The following is a 16,091-nucleotide window of genomic DNA, read 5'->3' on the forward strand; positions in this document are numbered from 1 at the left end:
GCGCCGCCGCCAGAGGACCGATCGCCGCGCCCGGCTCAGCGCCCGGCGCGCGACTCGCGGATATAGAAGCGCGCCTTCTCGGCCTTGCTGGTGCAGCCCTCGTAGGCCTCGAACTGCTGCTGGGTCTTGGCCCCGGTGAGCAGGGTCAGGGCCTTCGAGTAGCTGACGGTGCCGGCGAAACCTTCGGCCTTGGCCAGGTCGAGTTCCTTCCAGGCCGCGTCCAACTGGTCGGCGCAGTTCTCCCGGTAGGCGGTCTTGCCGGCGCAGCCGGCCAGGGTCAGGGCAAGGACGGGCAGAACGATCCAGGTTTTCATCGAACGATCTCCGGACAGGGAAAGGGCCGCGCATCGCCGCGACGCACTTGGCGGCGGCCGGGCGACACGCGTATCGTTTTCGCTTCGTCACGCAGTATTGGCAAGGGGTTGCAGATGAGCAAACAGGTCGCCCTGGTATTGGGCTCCGGCGGTGCGCGCGGCTACGCGCACATCGGCGTGATCGAGGAACTCGAGGCACGCGGCTATGAGATCACCTGCATCGCCGGTTGTTCCATGGGCTCGGTGATCGGCGGCATCTACGCCGCCGGCAAGCTGCGCGAGTACCGCGAGTGGGTGGAAAGCCTGGATTACCTCGACGTGCTGCGCCTGCTCGACGTCAGCTTCCGCCTCGGCGCGATCCGCGGCGAGCGGGTGTTCGGCAAGATCCACGAGATCCTCGGCGAGGTAAACATCGAGGACCTGTCGATTCCCTACACGGCGGTTGCCACCGACCTCACCAACCAGCAGGAAATCTGGTTCCAGGAAGGCTGCCTGCACCAGGCCATGCGCGCCTCGGCGGCAATCCCCAGCCTGTTCACACCGGTCATGCAGGGCAGCCGCATGCTGGTCGACGGCGGCCTGCTCAACCCGTTGCCGATCGTGCCGGTGGTGTCGGCCCACAGCGACCTGATCATCGCGGTCAACCTCAACGCCACCAACCAGAAGCAGTACCACCTGCCGGTGATCGAGCGTCCGGCCGCGCTCAAGGGGCGCTTCGACAGCATGATCGAGAGCCTCGGCCACAAACTCTCGTTCTTCCGCCGCCACGGCGACGACAATACCCCGCCGGAGCTGAGCGCCGACGCCCTGCTCCATCCGGTTCCGGCGGAATCCGAGGAGCCCGCCGAGCCGCAACTGCAACAGCCGGCCGCGGCGCCGCAAGGCAAGGACTCGCCGAAGTCGGCCAGCGGCACCACGGTGGTGGAAAGCAGCGGTCCGGCATCGCTGCTGGAACTGGTCAACCAGAGCTTCGAGGTGATGCAGACCTCGCTGGCGCAGTACAAGATCGCCGGCTACCCGCCGGACATCCTGATCAACGTGCCGAAGCGGGTCTGCCGCTTCTTCGAGTTCTACAAGGCGCCGGAATTGATCGCCCTCGGCCGGCAGATCGCCAGCGACACCCTGGACCGCTACGAGGAAGACAACGCCTGAGCCTCAGCGGCTGAACTCGAGGACCTCGTAGCCGCCGCGCCGTTCCGGGAACAGCAGGAGGAAGCCACCGGCGTGCGGGCGCAGCAGCGCGACCACGTCGGACTCAGCCGGCGCGCCGTGGGCCAGGCCACTGAAGGCCACCTGGGGCTCGTCGTTGACCGTGGCGCCGCCGAGGAACACGTAGCGCTGCGTGCCTTCGCGGAACAGGTAGCCGCTGACCCGCTGCGAACCGCTGGTCTTCTCCAGGAACAGGCCGCGGTCGGTACGCCGGATGCGGCACTGGAAGTTCGGATAGCGATAGATGCCGTACTGGTCGGCCTGGGTCGAGCGGCACTTCCAGTCGCCCAGCAGGCCTTTCTCGTCGACGGCGACGACGGGCTGCGCCAGGCTGAGTTCCAGTTGCTCCAGTTCCGGCAGGAATTCCTCGAAGGCACTGTCGTAGTAGCGCTTGTTGATGGCCTCGGCGTCCTGCTCGACGGCCAGCACGCTGCGCTGCTGCTGTTCGCTGGTGTAGCCACGCCAGTCCGGTTCGGCGGCGCCGGCATGCGCGCAGGCGGCGAGAACGGTGAGGCAGGCGAAGACACGGGAAACGGGGATCGGACGGGACATGGCGACCTTCCTGGCGAGTGGACCGGCGCATCCGGCGCCGGCAAGCGGTAGCCGCAGAACATAGCGCAGCGGCGCCGGGAATTCGAGCGCCGCCACGACGGGCGGCGGTTTCAGAAGATCGACCAGCCGATCCGCTCGCTGAGTTTCTCCAGCGCGGCGATACCCGCCAGCGAATTGCCCGCGGCGTTCAGTTCCGGCGACCAGACACAGACCGTGAAGCGCCCCGGCACTACCGCGATGATGCCGCCGCCGACACCGCTCTTGCCTGGCAGGCCGACCCGATAGGCAAAGTTGCCGGCCTCGTCGTAGAGCCCGCTGGTGGCCATGATCGCGTTGACCTGCTTGGTCTGCCGCTCGTTGAGTACCTGCTCGCCGCTGTGCTTGCAGAAGCCCTTGTCGGCGAGGAAGCAGAACGCCCGCGCCAGGTCGACGCAGCTCATGCGCAGCGCGCAATGATGGAAATAGCTGAGCAGCACCGCCTCGACGTCGTTGTGGAAGTTACCGAACGATTTCATCAGGTAGGCCGCCGCCGCGTTGCGCGAGCGGTGCTGGTACTCCGAGCGCGCCACCACCGAGTCCGACACCACTTCCGGGTTGCCGCACAGGCGCCGGACGAAATCGCGCATCGATTGCGCCGGCGCGGCGAAACGCGACTGGTTGATGTCGCAGATCACCAGGGCGCCGGCATTGATGAACGGGTTGCGCGGCTTGCCGCGCTCGAACTCCAGCTGCACCAGGGAGTTGAAAGGCTGGCCGGAGGGCTCGTGGCCGAGGCGTTGCCAGATGTCCTCGCCGGAATGCTGGATCGCCTGGACCAGGCTGAACACCTTGGAAATGCTCTGGATGGAAAACGGCCGCAGGGCGTCGCCGGCATGGAACAGCTCGCCGTCGCGGCTGTACACGGCGATCCCCAGTTGGTTCGGCTCGACGCCGGCGAGCGCGGGAATGTAGTCGGCGACCTTGCCGCGCCCGATCAGCGGGCGGACTTCATCGAGAATCTCGTTCAACAGTTGCTGCATGATGACCTTCGTCGTGACACCGGGGCGCCGACCCGGCGCATCCGGGCCAGCGCGAATGCGCGGCATCATAGGCGATGAACGCGCGGGAGGCATGCCCCTCGCGCAGAATTGCGCTGCGCGTCAGCTGTCGCGCAGGCGATAGCCGACGCCCGCCTCGGTCACCAGGAAGCGCGGGCTGGCCGGATCGTCGCCGAGTTTCTGCCGCAGGTGGCCGACCACGACCCGCAGGTAATGGGTGTCTTCGACATGGGTCGGACCCCAGATATCCTTGAGCAGTTGCTGCTGGGTCACTACCCGTCCGAGATGGCGTGCCAGCGCGGCGAGCACTGCATACTCCTTGCGCGTCAGCGCCACTTCCGCACCCTCCAGGGTGACTCGGCGATAGGCGAAGTCCACCTGCAACGGGCCGACCGCCACCGACGCCTCCGGGCTTTCGCCCTGCGCCGCCTGGCGCAGCAGGACGCGCACGCGGGCGAGGAACTCCTGGATGCCGAACGGCTTGGTCACGTAGTCGTTGGCGCCGCCGTCCAGGGCCAGTACCTTCTCGCCCTCGCTGGCGCGCACCGACAGCACCAGCACCGGCACCTGCGACCATTCGCGCAGGTCGCGAAGGATGTCCTGGCCGTCGCGGTCCGGCAGGCCGAGGTCGAGCACCACCAGGTCCGGTCGGTTCAGCGCGGCCTGGGCCAGCCCCTCTTCGCCGGTGCCGGCCTCGAGCACCCGGTAGCCCTGGGCATTGAGACTGATACGGAGGAACTTGCGGATCTGCGGTTCGTCGTCGATCAGCAGGATGCTGTTCTGCAATTGGGTCATGGCACTCGGCACGGCAGGTGAACACGGCGACAGGCCAGCGGCGGCGTCGCGGAAACGGCAGGAATAGCGCGAGCGCGGGCGCCAGGCAAGTGCGCCGGGCTCATTCGTCGCCCTCCAGTTGCCCGAGGTCCGGCTGCGGATGCAGCGGCAGGTGCAGGACCAGCGTGGTGCCGCGACCGTCGAGGCCTTCGCCGACGCTGATGCGCCCGCCGTGGGCGCCGATCATGCCCTGGCAGATCGCCAGGCCCAGGCCGGTGCCTTGGCCACCGCGGTCGCCACGGGCAGCGGTGTAGAACATGTCGAAGATCTTCTCCCGCTCGGCCTCGGGAATCCCCGGCCCCTCGTCGCTCACCGCGAAACGCAGCTCGGCGGCATCCTGGCTGACCTCGATGCGCAACCGGCCGTGGTTCGGCGAGAAGCGCGCGGCATTTTCCAGCACGTTGATCAGCGCCTGCTCGATCAGCGCCGCATGCACGTAGAGCAACGGCAGGTCGTTGGCCACGATCGCCTGCACCCGGTACGGCGCCAGCACCGCGCGCAGGCGGTTCAGCGCGCTGCCGACGATGTCGCCCGGCGCCACCCAGTCGCGCGCCAGCTTCAGGCCACCGTGGCCGAGACGGGTCATGTCGAGCAGGTTCTGGATATAGCGGTCCAGTCGCTCGGCCTCGTCGCGGGTGCTTTCCAGCAGTTCGCGACGATCCGCCGGCGGGATCGCCTCGCCCAGCGCCAACAGGCTGTCGATGGAGCCGCGCATGGCCGTCAGCGGCGTGCGCAGGTCGTGGGAGACCGAGGCGAGCAAGGCGCTGCGCAGTTGCTCGGTCTCGCCGTGCAGGCGCGCGGCCTCCAGGTCCTCGGCCAGGCGAGCCCGCGCCAGGGCCTGGGCCAGAGGCTGGCCGAGGGCGGCGAGCAGGCGCCGGCGCTGCGGGCTCAGCGGCTGGCCGTCCAGCGGCGCGACACCGAGCAGTGCCAGCGGTCCCTCTTCCGCCGACAGCGGCCACCACCACCAGCGTCCTCCGGGCAGCGTGCCAGTACCGAGGCCGGCCGGCTGGTCGTGGGCCCAGGCCCAGTCCGCGGCGACCCGTTCCTGGTCGGCGAGTTGCCGCTGCACGCCGGCCTCGGTCTTCCACTCGCCATTGACCTGACCGAGCAGGCAGACCTCGTCGTCCTTCCAGTCGTCGAACTGCTGGGCGGCGGCGGCCAGCACCGCCTGGCGGTCGGTGGCGGCGGTGAGCTTGCGCGACAGCTCCAGCAGCAGGCTGGTTTCCTCCTGGGTATCGCGCAGCGCCTCCAGCTGGCGCCGCTGGCGTGCCGCCAGGTTGCCGGTGAGGCCGGCCATGAACAGGAAGAACGCCAGGCTCAGCAGGTCTTCGTGGCGATGGATGGCGAAGGAAAAATGCGGCGGGATGAACAGGAAGTCATAGGCCAGGAACGACGCCACCGCGCACAGCAGTGCCGGCATCAGGCTGCTGCGCACTGCCACCAGCAGCACCGCCATCAGGAACACCAGGGAGATGTTCGGCAGCTCCAGCAGGTGCGCCACGATCCAGGCCAGGCCGCTGGCCAGGGCGGTCGCCAGCAGCGCCAGCAGATAGTCGTTCCACACCACCGGATAGCGTGGCCGCGGTTCCGCCGGGCGCAGGTCGGCCTCGCTGTCCAGGGCACTGATCTCCAGACCCTGGCCGTCGCGCAGCAGACGCCCGGCGAGACCACCGCCGAAGGCCCGGCGGTACCAGCGGCGCCGCGACTGGCCAACCAGGACCAGGCTGGCGCGGCGCTCGCGGGCATGTTGCAGGAGGGTCCGCGCCACCTCGCCGGCGCGCAGCACGACGATCTCGCCGCCGAGCCGCTCGGCCAGTTGCTGCGCACCCTGCAGGCGCATCCGCGCCTGCTCGCCGCGCAAGCCGCCGGTATCGACGTGTACCACGCTCCAGGGCAGGTGCCGACGTTCGGCGACCCGGCAGGCGTGGCGCACCAGGCGTTCGGCCTGTTCGTCACCGTCGATGCCCACCAGCAGCCGCCCGCGCAACGCCGGCGCTTCCTCGCCGCGCTGGCGGTAGCGGTGGTTGAGGTCGGCGTCGACCCGCGCGGCGGCGGTCTGCATCGCCAGTTCACGCAGCGCGGTGAGGTTGGTCTGCGAGAAGAACGCATCGATCGCCGCCCGCGCCTGTTCCGGCACGTAGACCTTGCCCTCGCGCAGGCGCTCCAGCAGCTCGCGCGGCGGCAGGTCGATGAGGACGATCTCGTAGGCCTCCTGCAACACCCAGTCCGGCACCGTCTCGCGGACCTGCACGCCGGTGATGTCGCGGACCTGGTCGTTGAGGCTCTCCAGGTGCTGGACGTTGACCGTTGTGTAGACGTCGATTCCCGCCGCCAGCAACTCCTGGATGTCCTGCCAGCGCTTGGCGTGGCGGCTGCCGGGAACGTTGCTGTGGGCCAGTTCGTCGACCAGGGCCAGCGCCGGCGGGTCGGCAAGGAGACCGTCGAGGTCCATTTCCTGCAGTTTCATCCCTCGATACTCGAGGCTGCGCAGCGGCTGCTGCGGCACGCCTGCGAGGAGGGACTCGGTTTCCGCCCGCGAGTGGGTCTCGACCACCCCGGCGCGCAGTTTCACGCCCTGGCGCAACTGGGCCTGGGCGGCCTGCAGCATGGCGAAGGTCTTGCCCACCCCCGGCGCCGCGCCGAGAAAGACTTTCAGGCGGCCGCGCCCGTCAGCGGGCAGGTCGGCCAGCAGCGCGTCGGCGCGTGCGGTGTCGGTCATGGATCGGTCGTACTCCGTTGCTCTGCGCCGCGCAGGGCGGACGATCGCCGGCGATCATCCGCCGATGCGGCGATATTGCAAGCCCTTGCGTGGGTCTCTGGGGAAACCTAGCGCTTCAACCCCGCCAGCGCCATGTTCAGCGCCAGCACGTTGACCACCGCCGGCCCCACCAGCGGCCGCTCGGTGTGGCTTTCCACCAGGTCTTCCACCAGCCGCAGCGGCAGCCCGCGCGCCGTGGCCACCCGCAGCGCCTGGTAACGCGCGGCCTGCGGCGGCAGCTGCGGATCGAGTCCGCTACCGGAGGTAGTGACCAGCGCCAGCGGCACCGGCCCCTGGTCGGCGATACGCTCCTGGGCGGCGTCCCTGGCGATGCGCTCGGCCAGTGCCGGGTTGCTCGGCGCCAGGTTGCTCGCGGCACTGGAAACGGTGGCGTAGTCGCCCGCCGAAGGCCGCGAATGGAACCACTCCTCGCCGTCGAACTTCTGCGCGATCAGCCGCGAGCCGAGCACCTTGCCCTCGGCGTCGCGCAGCAGGCTGCCATTGGCCTGCTCGGGGAACGCCAGTTGGGCGATACCGGTGACCAGCAGCGGATAGGCCACGCCGGTGACCATGCTGAGCACCAGCAGTGACGCCAGTGCCGGACGGAGTTGCTTGAACATGTGCAGATCCTCTCTTCAGTCCCAGGCCCTCGCCCGACGGCGAGGGCCGTTGTTCATGCCAGGCCGACGGCGGTCAGCAGCAGGTCGATCGCCTTGATCCCGAGGAACGGCGCCACCAGGCCGCCGACGCCATAGATCAGCAGGTTGCGCTGCAGCAGTTGCGAAGCGTCCGCCGCCTGAACCCGCACGCCGCGCAAGGCCAATGGGATCAACGCGACGATGATCAGCGCGTTGAACACGATGGCCGACAGGATCGCGCTCTGCGGGCTTTGCAGGCGCATCACGTTGAGCACGTCGAGCTGCGGGTAGATGCCGACGAACAGCGCCGGCAGGATGGCGAAGTACTTGGCCACGTCGTTGGCGATGGAAAAGGTGGTCAGCGCGCCGCGGGTGACCAGCAACTCCTTGCCCACCTGGACCACGTCGAGCAGCTTGGTCGGGTCGCTGTCCAGGTCGACCAGGTTGGCCGCCTCGCGGGCGGCCTGGGTGCCGTCGTTCATGGCCATGCCGACGTCGGCCTGGGCCAGCGCCGGGGCGTCGTTGGCACCGTCGCCGCACATCGCCACCAGGCGACCTTCGCCCTGCTCCTGGCGAATCCGCGCCAGTTTCTTCTCCGGGGTAGCCTCGGCGATCACGTCGTCGACCCCAGCCTCGGCGGCGATGGCAGCGGCGGTCAGCGGGTTGTCGCCGGTCACCATCACGGTGCGGATGCCCAGCCGGCGCAGTTCGGCGAAGCGCTCGCGAATGCCCGGCTTGACCACGTCCTTCAGGTGAATGGCGCCGAGCAGCCGGCCGTTGGCTACCACCAGCAGCGGGGTGCCGCCGCTCTGGGCGATCTTGTCCACCTCCCGCGAAAGCACCTCGGGCATCTTCTCCCGCGGCAGGTCGATGAAGCGCAGCGCCGCATCCACCGCCCCCTTGCGGTACACCTGGCCGTTCCAGTCGACCCCGGACAGGCGGGTTTCCGCGCTGAAGGCGATCGGCGTCAGCTCCTCGCGGCGCGGCTCCTCGATCGGATGCAGGATGCGCAGGTATTCGACGATCGACTTGCCTTCCGGGGTGTCGTCGGCCAGCGAGGCCAGCAACGCGCCCTCGGCCAGTTCCTTGCCGCTCACCCCCGGCGCGGCGTACAGCGCGCTGCAGCGGCGGTTGCCGAAGGTGATGGTGCCGGTCTTGTCGAGCAGCAGCACGTGGACGTCGCCGGCCGCCTCCACCGCGCGACCGGACTTGGCGATCACGTTCAGGCGCACCAGGCGGTCCATGCCGGCGATGCCGATGGCCGAGAGCAGGCCGCCGATGGTGGTCGGGATCAGCGTCACCAGCAGCGCCACCAGGAACACCAGCGGCAGGTTGCCGCCGGCGAACAGGGCGAACGGCTTGAGGGTTACCACCACCAGCAGGAAGATCAGGGTCAGGCCGATCAGCAGGATGTCCAGCGCCACTTCGTTGGGGGTCTTCTGCCGCTTGGCGCCTTCCACCAGGGCGATCATCCGGTCCAGGGTCGACTCGCCCGGGTTGGCGCCGATCCGCACCAGCAGCCAGTCGGACACCACCTGGGTGTTGCCGGTCACCGCCGAGCGGTCGCCGCCGGACTCGCGGATCACCGGCGCCGATTCACCGGTGATGGCGGCCTCGTTGACCGCCGCCACGCCTTCGATGACTTCGCCGTCGCCGGGAATCATCTCGCCGGCCTGGACCCGTACCACGTCGCCCTTGCGCAGGCTGCTGGCAGCGACGCTCTCGAAACTGCCGTCGGCGCGCCGCTTATTGGCGGAGAGGCCCTGGCTGCCGGCCTTGAGACTGTCCGCGCGGGCCTTGCCACGCCCCTCGGCTAGCGCTTCGGCGAAGTTGGCGAAGAGCACGGTGAACCACAGCCAGAGGGCGATCTGCAGCGCCACCGAGGTCGGCACCGCCTGGTCGGGGACGAAGCACAGCAAGGTGGTGAGCACGGCGGTCAGTTCGACCACCAGCATCACCGGCGAGCGCAGCAACTGGCGCGGGTCGAGCTTGACGAAGGCTTGCAGCAGCGCCGGCCGCCACAAGGCGGCGAGGCTGGTGGACGCGTTGTGGCGACGTTCGAGCGATTTGTGCAAGGCGTTCTTGGACGCCTGGGTCTGAGCGTTCATGTGCGATTCCTTCAGAAGCCGAGGCTCAGTTGTTCAGCGATCGGGCCGAGGGCCAGGGTCGGCAGGAAGGTCAGGCCGCCGACCAGCAGGATGGTCACGGTGAGCAGGCTGACGAACAGCGGACCATGGGTCGGGAAACTGTTCGGCCCCACCGGGCTGGCCTTCTTCGCCGCCAGGCTGCCGGCGATGGCGAGGATCGGCAGGATGTAGCCGAAGCGGCCGATGAGCATGGCCAGGCCGATCATCAGGTTGTGGAACGGCGTGTTGGCACCGAAACCGGCAAACGCCGAGCCGTTGTTGGCGCTCCCCGAGGTGTAGGCGTAGAGCAGTTGGCTGAAACCGTGCGGGCCGGGGTTGGTCACCGCCGAGGCCGGTCCCGGCAGGCTGGCGGCAATGGCGCCGAGCACCAGCACGCCGACAGGCATCACCAGCAGGGTGAAGACCAGCAGGCGGACCTCCTTCGCCTCGAGCTTCTTGCCCAGGTACTCCGGCGTCCGCCCGACCATCAGGCCGGCGAGGAACACCGCGATCAGGACGAACAGCAGCATGCCGTAGAGGCCGGCGCCGACGCCGCCGAAGATCACCTCGCCGAGCATCATGTTCAGCAGCGGCAGCATGCCGCCCAGGGGGCTCAGGCTATCGTGCATGGCGTTCACCGAGCCGTTCGAGGCGGCGGTGGTGGTGATCGCCCAGAGCATGCTGGCGGCGGTGCCGAAGCGACTCTCCTTGCCCTCCATCGGTGCGCCCTGCTCGACCGGCAACTGCGCCAGCGCCGGGTTCGGCTGGTATTCGGCCCACAGCGACAAGCCCAGGCCGAGGCAGAACAGCAGCAGCATGCAGCCGAGGATCGCGCGGCTCTGGCGCAGGTCCTTCACGTAATGGCCGAAGGTGAATACCAGCGCCGCCGGGATCAGGATGATCGAGGCCACTTCGAACAGGTTGCTCCAGGCACTCGGGTTCTCGAACGGATGAGTCGAGTTGACGCCGAAGAAGCCGCCGCCGTTGGTGCCCAGTTGCTTGATGGCGATCTGGCTGGCCGCCGGGCCGAGCGGGATGGTCTGCTCGGCGCCTTGCAAGGTGGTGGCATGGACGTAGTCGAAGAAGGTCTGCGGCACGCCCTGCCAGACCAGCAGCAACGCCAGCAGCAGGCACAGCGGCAGCAGCACGTAGAGGGTGCCGCGGGTCAGGTCGACCCAGAAGTTGCCCAGCTGCCGCGTGGAGCGGCGGCTGATGCCGCGCGCCAGGGCCACCAGCACGCAGAGGCCGACCGCCGCGCTGACGAAGTTCTGCACCGTAAGGCCGACCATCTGGCTGAAGTAGCTCAGCGAGGCCTCGCCGCTGTAGGCCTGCCAGTTGGTGTTGGTGACGAAACTGACCGCGGTGTTGAACGCCAGGGTCCATTCCAGGCCCGGCAGGTGCTGCGGGTTCAGCGGCAGGCTGCCCTGCAGCATGAGGATCGAGAACAGCAGGACCAGGCCGGCCAGGTTGAATGCCAGCAGCGCCAGGGTGTAGGTCTTCCAGTCCTGCTCGCTCGCCGGATCGACGCCGAACAGGCGATAGCAGACGCGCTCCAGTGGCGCCAGCGGCGCGCTGAGGAGATTGCGTTGGCCTTCCATCACCTTGAAGCAGTAGCGCCCGAGGAACGGTGCAGGCACCAGGACCAGGGCGAAAAAGGCCAGGATCAAGAGAATCTCGTGGCTGTTCATGTGCCCTCCCCTAGGCACGGTCGGCGCGTAGCAGCGCCACCAGCAAATAGACGAACAGTCCCGTGGCCAGGGCCAGGGACAACCAATCCAGAACGGTCATGTGTGCGATCTCTCCTTCGAACGGCCTCTGCCGCTTGAGGGAAAGTCTCCGCAAAGGGGGCGTAAAGAAGCGATTCCGGGCCGCGTCGGACGGCATAAAGAAAGCGTAAAGAGTGGCGCGGACAGCGCCTGGGAGAGCAACCGGCCGGGGACTGCGCCACGGCCGGTGACAAGGCGAAGGATCGACGCTAGCCCTGGGCGGCGCGGATCATGTTGCGGGCGATCAGCAGTTGCTGGATCTGCGTGGTGCCCTCGTAGATGCGGAACAGTCGCACGTCGCGATAGAAGCGCTCGATCCCATAGTCGCCGATATAGCCGGCGCCGCCGAAGATCTGCACCGCGCGGTCGGCGACGCGGCCGCACATTTCCGAGGCGAACAGCTTGGCGCAGGACGCCTCGGTACCGACATCGCGGCCTTCGTCGCGCTGCCGCGCGGCGTCGATGACCATGCAGCGCGCCGCGTAGGCTTCGGCCTTGCTGTCGGCGAGCATTGCCTGGATCAACTGGAACTCGGCGATCGGCTGGCCGAACTGCTTGCGTTCCAGGGCATAGCGCAACGCATCCTCGAGCATCCGCTCGGCGACCCCCACGCAGACCGCGGCGATGTGCAGGCGGCCCTTGTCGAGCACCTTCATCGCGGTCTTGAAGCCGACGCCCTCGACCCCGCCGATCAACTGGCTGGCAGGCACCCGGCAGTCGTCGAAGATCACGTCACAGGTATGCGCGCCCTTCTGTCCCATCTTGCGATCCGGCTTGCCCAGGGACAGCCCGGGCGTACCGCGCTCGACGACGAAAGCGGAGATTCCGCCGGCGCCACGGATCGCCGGGTTGGTGCGTGCCATCACGGTGTAGATGCCGGCCTGCGGGGCGTTGGTGATGAAGCGCTTGGTACCGTTGAGCACGTAGTGCTGGCCGTCACGCACCGCCGTGGTCTTCAGCGAGGCGGCGTCGGAACCGGAGTCCGGTTCGGTGAGGCAGAACGAACTGAGCAGTTCGCCCGACGCCAGGCGCGGCAGGTAGCGCCGCTTCTGTTCTTCGGTGCCGTCGATGACGATGCCCTGGGAGCCGATGCCATTGTTGGTGCCCAGCAGCGAACGGAACGCCGGCGAGGTCCGCCCCAGTTCGAAGGCGATGCTCACCTCTTCCTCCATGGTCACCCCGAGGCCGCCGTAGGCCTCCGGGATCGACAGGCCGAACAGGCCCATCTCGCGCATGCGGGCGATGATCGCCTCGGGGATGCGGTCGGTTTCCGCCACCTCCTGCTCATGAGGCACCAGGCTTTCGCGGACGAACTGGCGGATGCTGTCCAGCAGCAGGTTCAGGGTTTCCGGATCACGAATCATGCTCACTCCAATAGGCCCTTAGGCCGGTTGCCATGATTCCGTCACCGGCCTCGGTCAGCGGGTGGCGGCCTCGATGTTGTGGACCATGTGCAGCAGGCGCGGGCCGATGTCGTCCTCCAGTTTCTCGCGCTTGAGGTGGAAACTCGGCCCGCCGCAGTTGAACGCCAGCAGCCCATGGCTCTCGTGGTGCAAGGCCACGCCCACCGCGTTGACGTCGCGTTGCCACTCGCCGAGCGACAGGCAGAAGCCGTAGTCGGCATAGTCGCGGAAGGCCCGCTCCAGCCCCTTGCGCACTTCCGGCCAGTCTTCCGGGTGGCGCTTGCGGATGTGCCCGAGGATGAACTCCCGCTCGTCCTCCGGCATCGCCGCCAGGCAGGCCCGGCCGATCGCGCTGCGGTGCAGCGAGAGGTGGCTGCCGACCTGGCGACGCATGGTCAGGTTGGCCTCGCCATGCACCACGTCGAGGTAGACCATGCTCAGCCGGTCGCGGGCCGCCATGGCCACCGCGGCCTTGGCGTAGCCGGCCATCTCTTCCATCAAAGGGCGGGCGAGCGCGCGAATCGACAGGTTCGAGAGCATCGCGTAGCCGAACGACATCACCCCCACTTCCAACTGGTACTTGCCGCTATGCGGCAGGTGACGCAGATAGCCCAGCCGGGTCAGGGTGTGGGTCAGACGCGACACCGTCGGCTTCGGCAGGCCGGTCTTCTTCGCCAGTTCCTGGTTGCCCAGCAGGCTTTCCCGTGGTGTGAAACAGCGCAGCAATTCCAACCCGCGGGCCAGCGCGGTGACGAACTGGCGGTCCTTGAGTTCCTCGTCTTTCTCCTGCATCGGGTCGATCAGCACAGCTTCGAAGGCGGACACTTCCGCTTCCGTACTGGCACCTTCCGCCGGACTCCGGCGCTCGTCGTTGCCGCGCATAGTAGGGACCTCTTTTTCAAAAAATCAATAAAACAAAATCATATTTCGCATAGCGAAACTAATAGAAGAACCCATGCACTTTCAACAACGAAAATAAAATCCTTTTAAAACAGTAAATTGTATAAGTAGATCGTCCAAAATCCGACGCGAGTATTTACAACGCCCCGGCTGGCGCTGATTATTTTCGATAAATCATGAAACTATATTTCGCATAGCGAAATATCAATTCATCGGAGCTTCCATGTCCGCCGATCCTTCGCCCGTGGTCCTGCTCGAATTTCCCGCAGCCGATATCGCCCTGCTTCGCCTCAATCGTCCGCAAGCCAGGAACGCGCTGAACGACGAAGTGCGCCAGCGCCTCGCCAGCCACTTCCAGACGCTCGGCGCGGATCCGGCGATCCGCGTCATCGTGCTCACCGGCGACTCGCGCTGCTTTGCAGCTGGCGCCGATCTCCGCGATCTCTCGACGAGCACGGCGATCGGCCTGTACGGCCGCCACAGCGAGCGCTACTGGGAAGCCATCGCGCGCTGCCCGAAGCCGGTGATCGCCGCGGTCAACGGCTTCGCCCTGGGCGGCGGCTGCGAACTGGCGATGCATTGCGACCTGATCGTCGCCGGCGAGTCGGCACAGTTCGCCCAGCCGGAGATCAAGGTCGGGGTGATGCCGGGTGCCGGCGGCACCCAGCGCCTGGTACGGGCGGTGGGCAAGTTCCAGGCGCTGCGCATGCTGTTCACCGGCTGCCTGGTGAAGGCTCCGCAAGCGCTGGCCATGGGCCTGGTCAGCGAAGTGGTGGCGGACGAGTCGACGCTGGCGCGCGCCCTGGAACTGGCCACGGAGATCGCCCGCCTGCCCCCTCTGGCGCTGGCGCAGATCAAGGAGGTGGTCCTGGCCGGTGCCGACCTGCCGCTGGACAGTGCCCTGGCCCTGGAACGCAAGGCGTTCCAGTTGCTGTTCGACTCGCAGGACCAGAAGGAAGGCATGCACGCCTTCCTGGAGAAACGCCCGCCGAACTACCAGGGGAAATAGACGATGCCCGATATTCGTTGTATCGCCGTGGTCGGTACCGGTGCGATGGGCACCGGGATCGCCCAGATCGCCGCCCAGGCCGGCCTGACTGTGTGGCTGTTCGACAGCCGCGCCGAGGCCGCCGCCGAGGCACGCCAGCGCCTGCGGCAGACCTTCGAGAGCCTGTGCGGCAAAGGCAAGCTGAGCGCCGCCGACGCCGAGGCCGCGCAAAACCGGCTGCGGGTGGCGGAACGCCTGGAACAACTGGGCGACTGCGAACTGGTGGTGGAGGCCATCGTCGAGCGCCTGGAGGCCAAGCAGGAATTGCTGCGCCGGCTGGAAGCCATAGTCGCGCCGGAGACCATCCTCGCCAGCAATACCTCGTCGTTGTCGATCACCGCCATCGCCGCCGCCTGCGAGCGGCCGCAGCGGGTCGCCGGCTTTCACTTCTTCAACCCGGTGCCGCTGATGCGCGTGGTCGAGGTGGTCGACGGCCTGGCCAGCGCTCCGGAAGTCGGCGACGCCCTGCTCGCCCTCGCCGCGCGCCTGGGCCACCGCGGCGTACGGACCAAGGACAGCCCCGGCTTCATCGTCAACCATGCCGGCCGCGCCTATGGCACCGAGGCCCTGCGCATCCTCGGCGAAGGCGTCGCCGAATGCGCCGAGATCGACCGTGTGCTGCGCGAGTGTGCCGGCTTCCGCATGGGGCCGTTCGAACTGCTCGATCTTACCGGCCTCGACGTGTCGCACCCGGTAATGGAATCGATCTACCAGCAGTACTACCAGGAACCGCGCTACCGCCCGCACCCGCTGACCCGCCAGTTGCTCGCCGCCGGCCGTCTCGGGCGCAAGAGCGGCCAGGGCTTCTATCGCTACGTCGGCGGCCAGCCGCAGGACAAGCCCGGTCCGCAACCGGTGCCGCAGGCCGCCATCCGGCCCCCGGTGTGGCTGGGCTGCGAAAACGAGGACGACCGCCGCACGCTCGCCGAACTGCTGCATCGCCTCGGCGTCGAGCCGGAAACCGGCGAACGCCCTTCCGCCGCAGCGCTCTGCCTGCTGGCCGCCTGGGGCGAGGACCTGAGCAGCGCCGTGCAGCGCTTCGCCTGTCCCGCCGAGCGCAGCGTCGGCATCGACCTGCTCTGCGACCTCGAGCGCCGGCGCTGCCTGATGCTCTCGCCACTGACTACCCCGGCCATGCGCGACGCCGCCCACGCGCTACTGGCTGGCGACGGCGCCGGGGTCACGGTGCTGCGCGACAGTCCCGGCTTCGTCGTCCAGCGGGTACTGGCGATGATCGTCAACCTCGCCTGCGACATCGCCCAGCAGGGCATTGCCAGCGTCGAGGATATCGACCAGGCGGTGCACCTCGGCCTCGGCTATCCCCACGGCCCGCTGGAATGGGGCGACCGCCTCGGCCCGCGGCGCCTGCTGAGCATTCTCCAGCGCCTGCAGGCGCTTACCGGTGACCCGCGCTACCGGCCCAGTCCCTGGCTGCGCCGACGAGCGCAACTGGGCATGTCCCTGCGCGCCGGCGAAACCGCCGCGGTAGGCTGACGCATCGGCGAC

General features: G+C 68.0%; 14 protein-coding genes. 3 read left to right on the forward strand and 11 right to left on the reverse strand.

The window, feature by feature from the left end:
* Nucleotides 1-35: 35 nt before the first annotated feature.
* Nucleotides 36-314, reverse strand: a complete 279-nt coding sequence (locus AT700_RS16990) for a hypothetical protein (protein WP_003097836.1) — start codon at nucleotides 312-314, stop codon at nucleotides 36-38.
* 114 nt (nucleotides 315-428) lie between these two features.
* Between AT700_RS16990 and AT700_RS16995 the strand changes: the two genes are divergently transcribed.
* Nucleotides 429-1,466, forward strand: coding sequence for a patatin-like phospholipase family protein (locus AT700_RS16995; RefSeq protein ID WP_003087542.1), 1,038 nt, complete (start codon nucleotides 429-431; stop codon nucleotides 1,464-1,466).
* 3 nt (nucleotides 1,467-1,469) lie between these two features.
* Here AT700_RS16995 and AT700_RS17000 read toward each other — a convergent pair whose 3' ends face one another.
* The 10 genes from AT700_RS17000 to AT700_RS17045 form a co-directional block, all read right to left on the reverse strand.
* Nucleotides 1,470-2,075 carry a DUF4893 domain-containing protein gene (locus tag AT700_RS17000; RefSeq protein ID WP_003097837.1) on the reverse strand — a complete coding sequence of 202 codons (606 nt, stop codon included), beginning with the start codon at nucleotides 2,073-2,075 and terminating at the stop codon, nucleotides 1,470-1,472.
* 110 nt (nucleotides 2,076-2,185) lie between these two features.
* Nucleotides 2,186-3,094 (reverse strand): glutaminase B, encoded by a 909-nt coding sequence (glsB, locus tag AT700_RS17005; RefSeq protein ID WP_003087537.1) that lies wholly within the window; start codon nucleotides 3,092-3,094, stop codon nucleotides 2,186-2,188.
* Nucleotides 3,095-3,214: 120 nt separating this feature from the next.
* Complete coding sequence (locus tag AT700_RS17010) at nucleotides 3,215-3,907, reverse strand: response regulator (RefSeq protein WP_003114598.1); 693 nt, start codon at nucleotides 3,905-3,907, stop codon at nucleotides 3,215-3,217.
* Nucleotides 3,908-4,007: 100 nt separating this feature from the next.
* On the reverse strand, nucleotides 4,008-6,665 hold the full coding sequence (locus AT700_RS17015; RefSeq protein ID WP_048521151.1) for a sensor histidine kinase: 2,658 nt from the start codon (nucleotides 6,663-6,665) through the stop codon (nucleotides 4,008-4,010).
* A 107-nt stretch (nucleotides 6,666-6,772) separates the two neighbouring features.
* Nucleotides 6,773-7,324, reverse strand: coding sequence for a potassium-transporting ATPase subunit KdpC (gene kdpC / locus AT700_RS17020; RefSeq protein WP_003120424.1), 552 nt, complete (start codon nucleotides 7,322-7,324; stop codon nucleotides 6,773-6,775).
* 53 nt (nucleotides 7,325-7,377) lie between these two features.
* A complete protein-coding gene (gene kdpB, locus AT700_RS17025) occupies nucleotides 7,378-9,450 on the reverse strand; it encodes a potassium-transporting ATPase subunit KdpB (RefSeq protein ID WP_003087527.1) in 2,073 nt (690 codons plus the stop codon).
* A gap of 11 nt (nucleotides 9,451-9,461) precedes the next feature.
* Nucleotides 9,462-11,156, reverse strand: coding sequence for a potassium-transporting ATPase subunit KdpA (gene kdpA, locus AT700_RS17030; protein ID WP_003087524.1), 1,695 nt, complete (start codon nucleotides 11,154-11,156; stop codon nucleotides 9,462-9,464).
* A gap of 10 nt (nucleotides 11,157-11,166) precedes the next feature.
* Nucleotides 11,167-11,256 carry a K(+)-transporting ATPase subunit F gene (locus tag AT700_RS17035; protein ID WP_003097848.1) on the reverse strand — a complete coding sequence of 30 codons (90 nt, stop codon included), beginning with the start codon at nucleotides 11,254-11,256 and terminating at the stop codon, nucleotides 11,167-11,169.
* Between the two features lie 187 nt (nucleotides 11,257-11,443).
* Complete coding sequence (locus tag AT700_RS17040; protein ID WP_003144825.1) at nucleotides 11,444-12,598, reverse strand: acyl-CoA dehydrogenase family protein; 1,155 nt, start codon at nucleotides 12,596-12,598, stop codon at nucleotides 11,444-11,446.
* Between the two features lie 54 nt (nucleotides 12,599-12,652).
* Nucleotides 12,653-13,519, reverse strand: coding sequence for an IclR family transcriptional regulator (locus AT700_RS17045; RefSeq protein WP_003097851.1), 867 nt, complete (start codon nucleotides 13,517-13,519; stop codon nucleotides 12,653-12,655).
* 241 nt (nucleotides 13,520-13,760) lie between these two features.
* Here AT700_RS17045 and AT700_RS17050 point away from each other — a divergent pair, with 241 nt between their 5' ends.
* Together AT700_RS17050 and AT700_RS17055 are read left to right on the forward strand one after the other, a co-directional pair.
* Nucleotides 13,761-14,546, forward strand: coding sequence for an enoyl-CoA hydratase (locus AT700_RS17050; RefSeq protein WP_003087516.1), 786 nt, complete (start codon nucleotides 13,761-13,763; stop codon nucleotides 14,544-14,546).
* Between the two features lie 3 nt (nucleotides 14,547-14,549).
* Nucleotides 14,550-16,079, forward strand: a complete 1,530-nt coding sequence (locus tag AT700_RS17055; RefSeq protein WP_048521152.1) for a 3-hydroxyacyl-CoA dehydrogenase — start codon at nucleotides 14,550-14,552, stop codon at nucleotides 16,077-16,079.
* Nucleotides 16,080-16,091: the final 12 nt, after the last annotated feature.

The organism is Pseudomonas aeruginosa (assembly GCF_001457615.1).
In the GTDB taxonomy this organism is placed as follows: domain Bacteria; phylum Pseudomonadota; class Gammaproteobacteria; order Pseudomonadales; family Pseudomonadaceae; genus Pseudomonas; species Pseudomonas aeruginosa.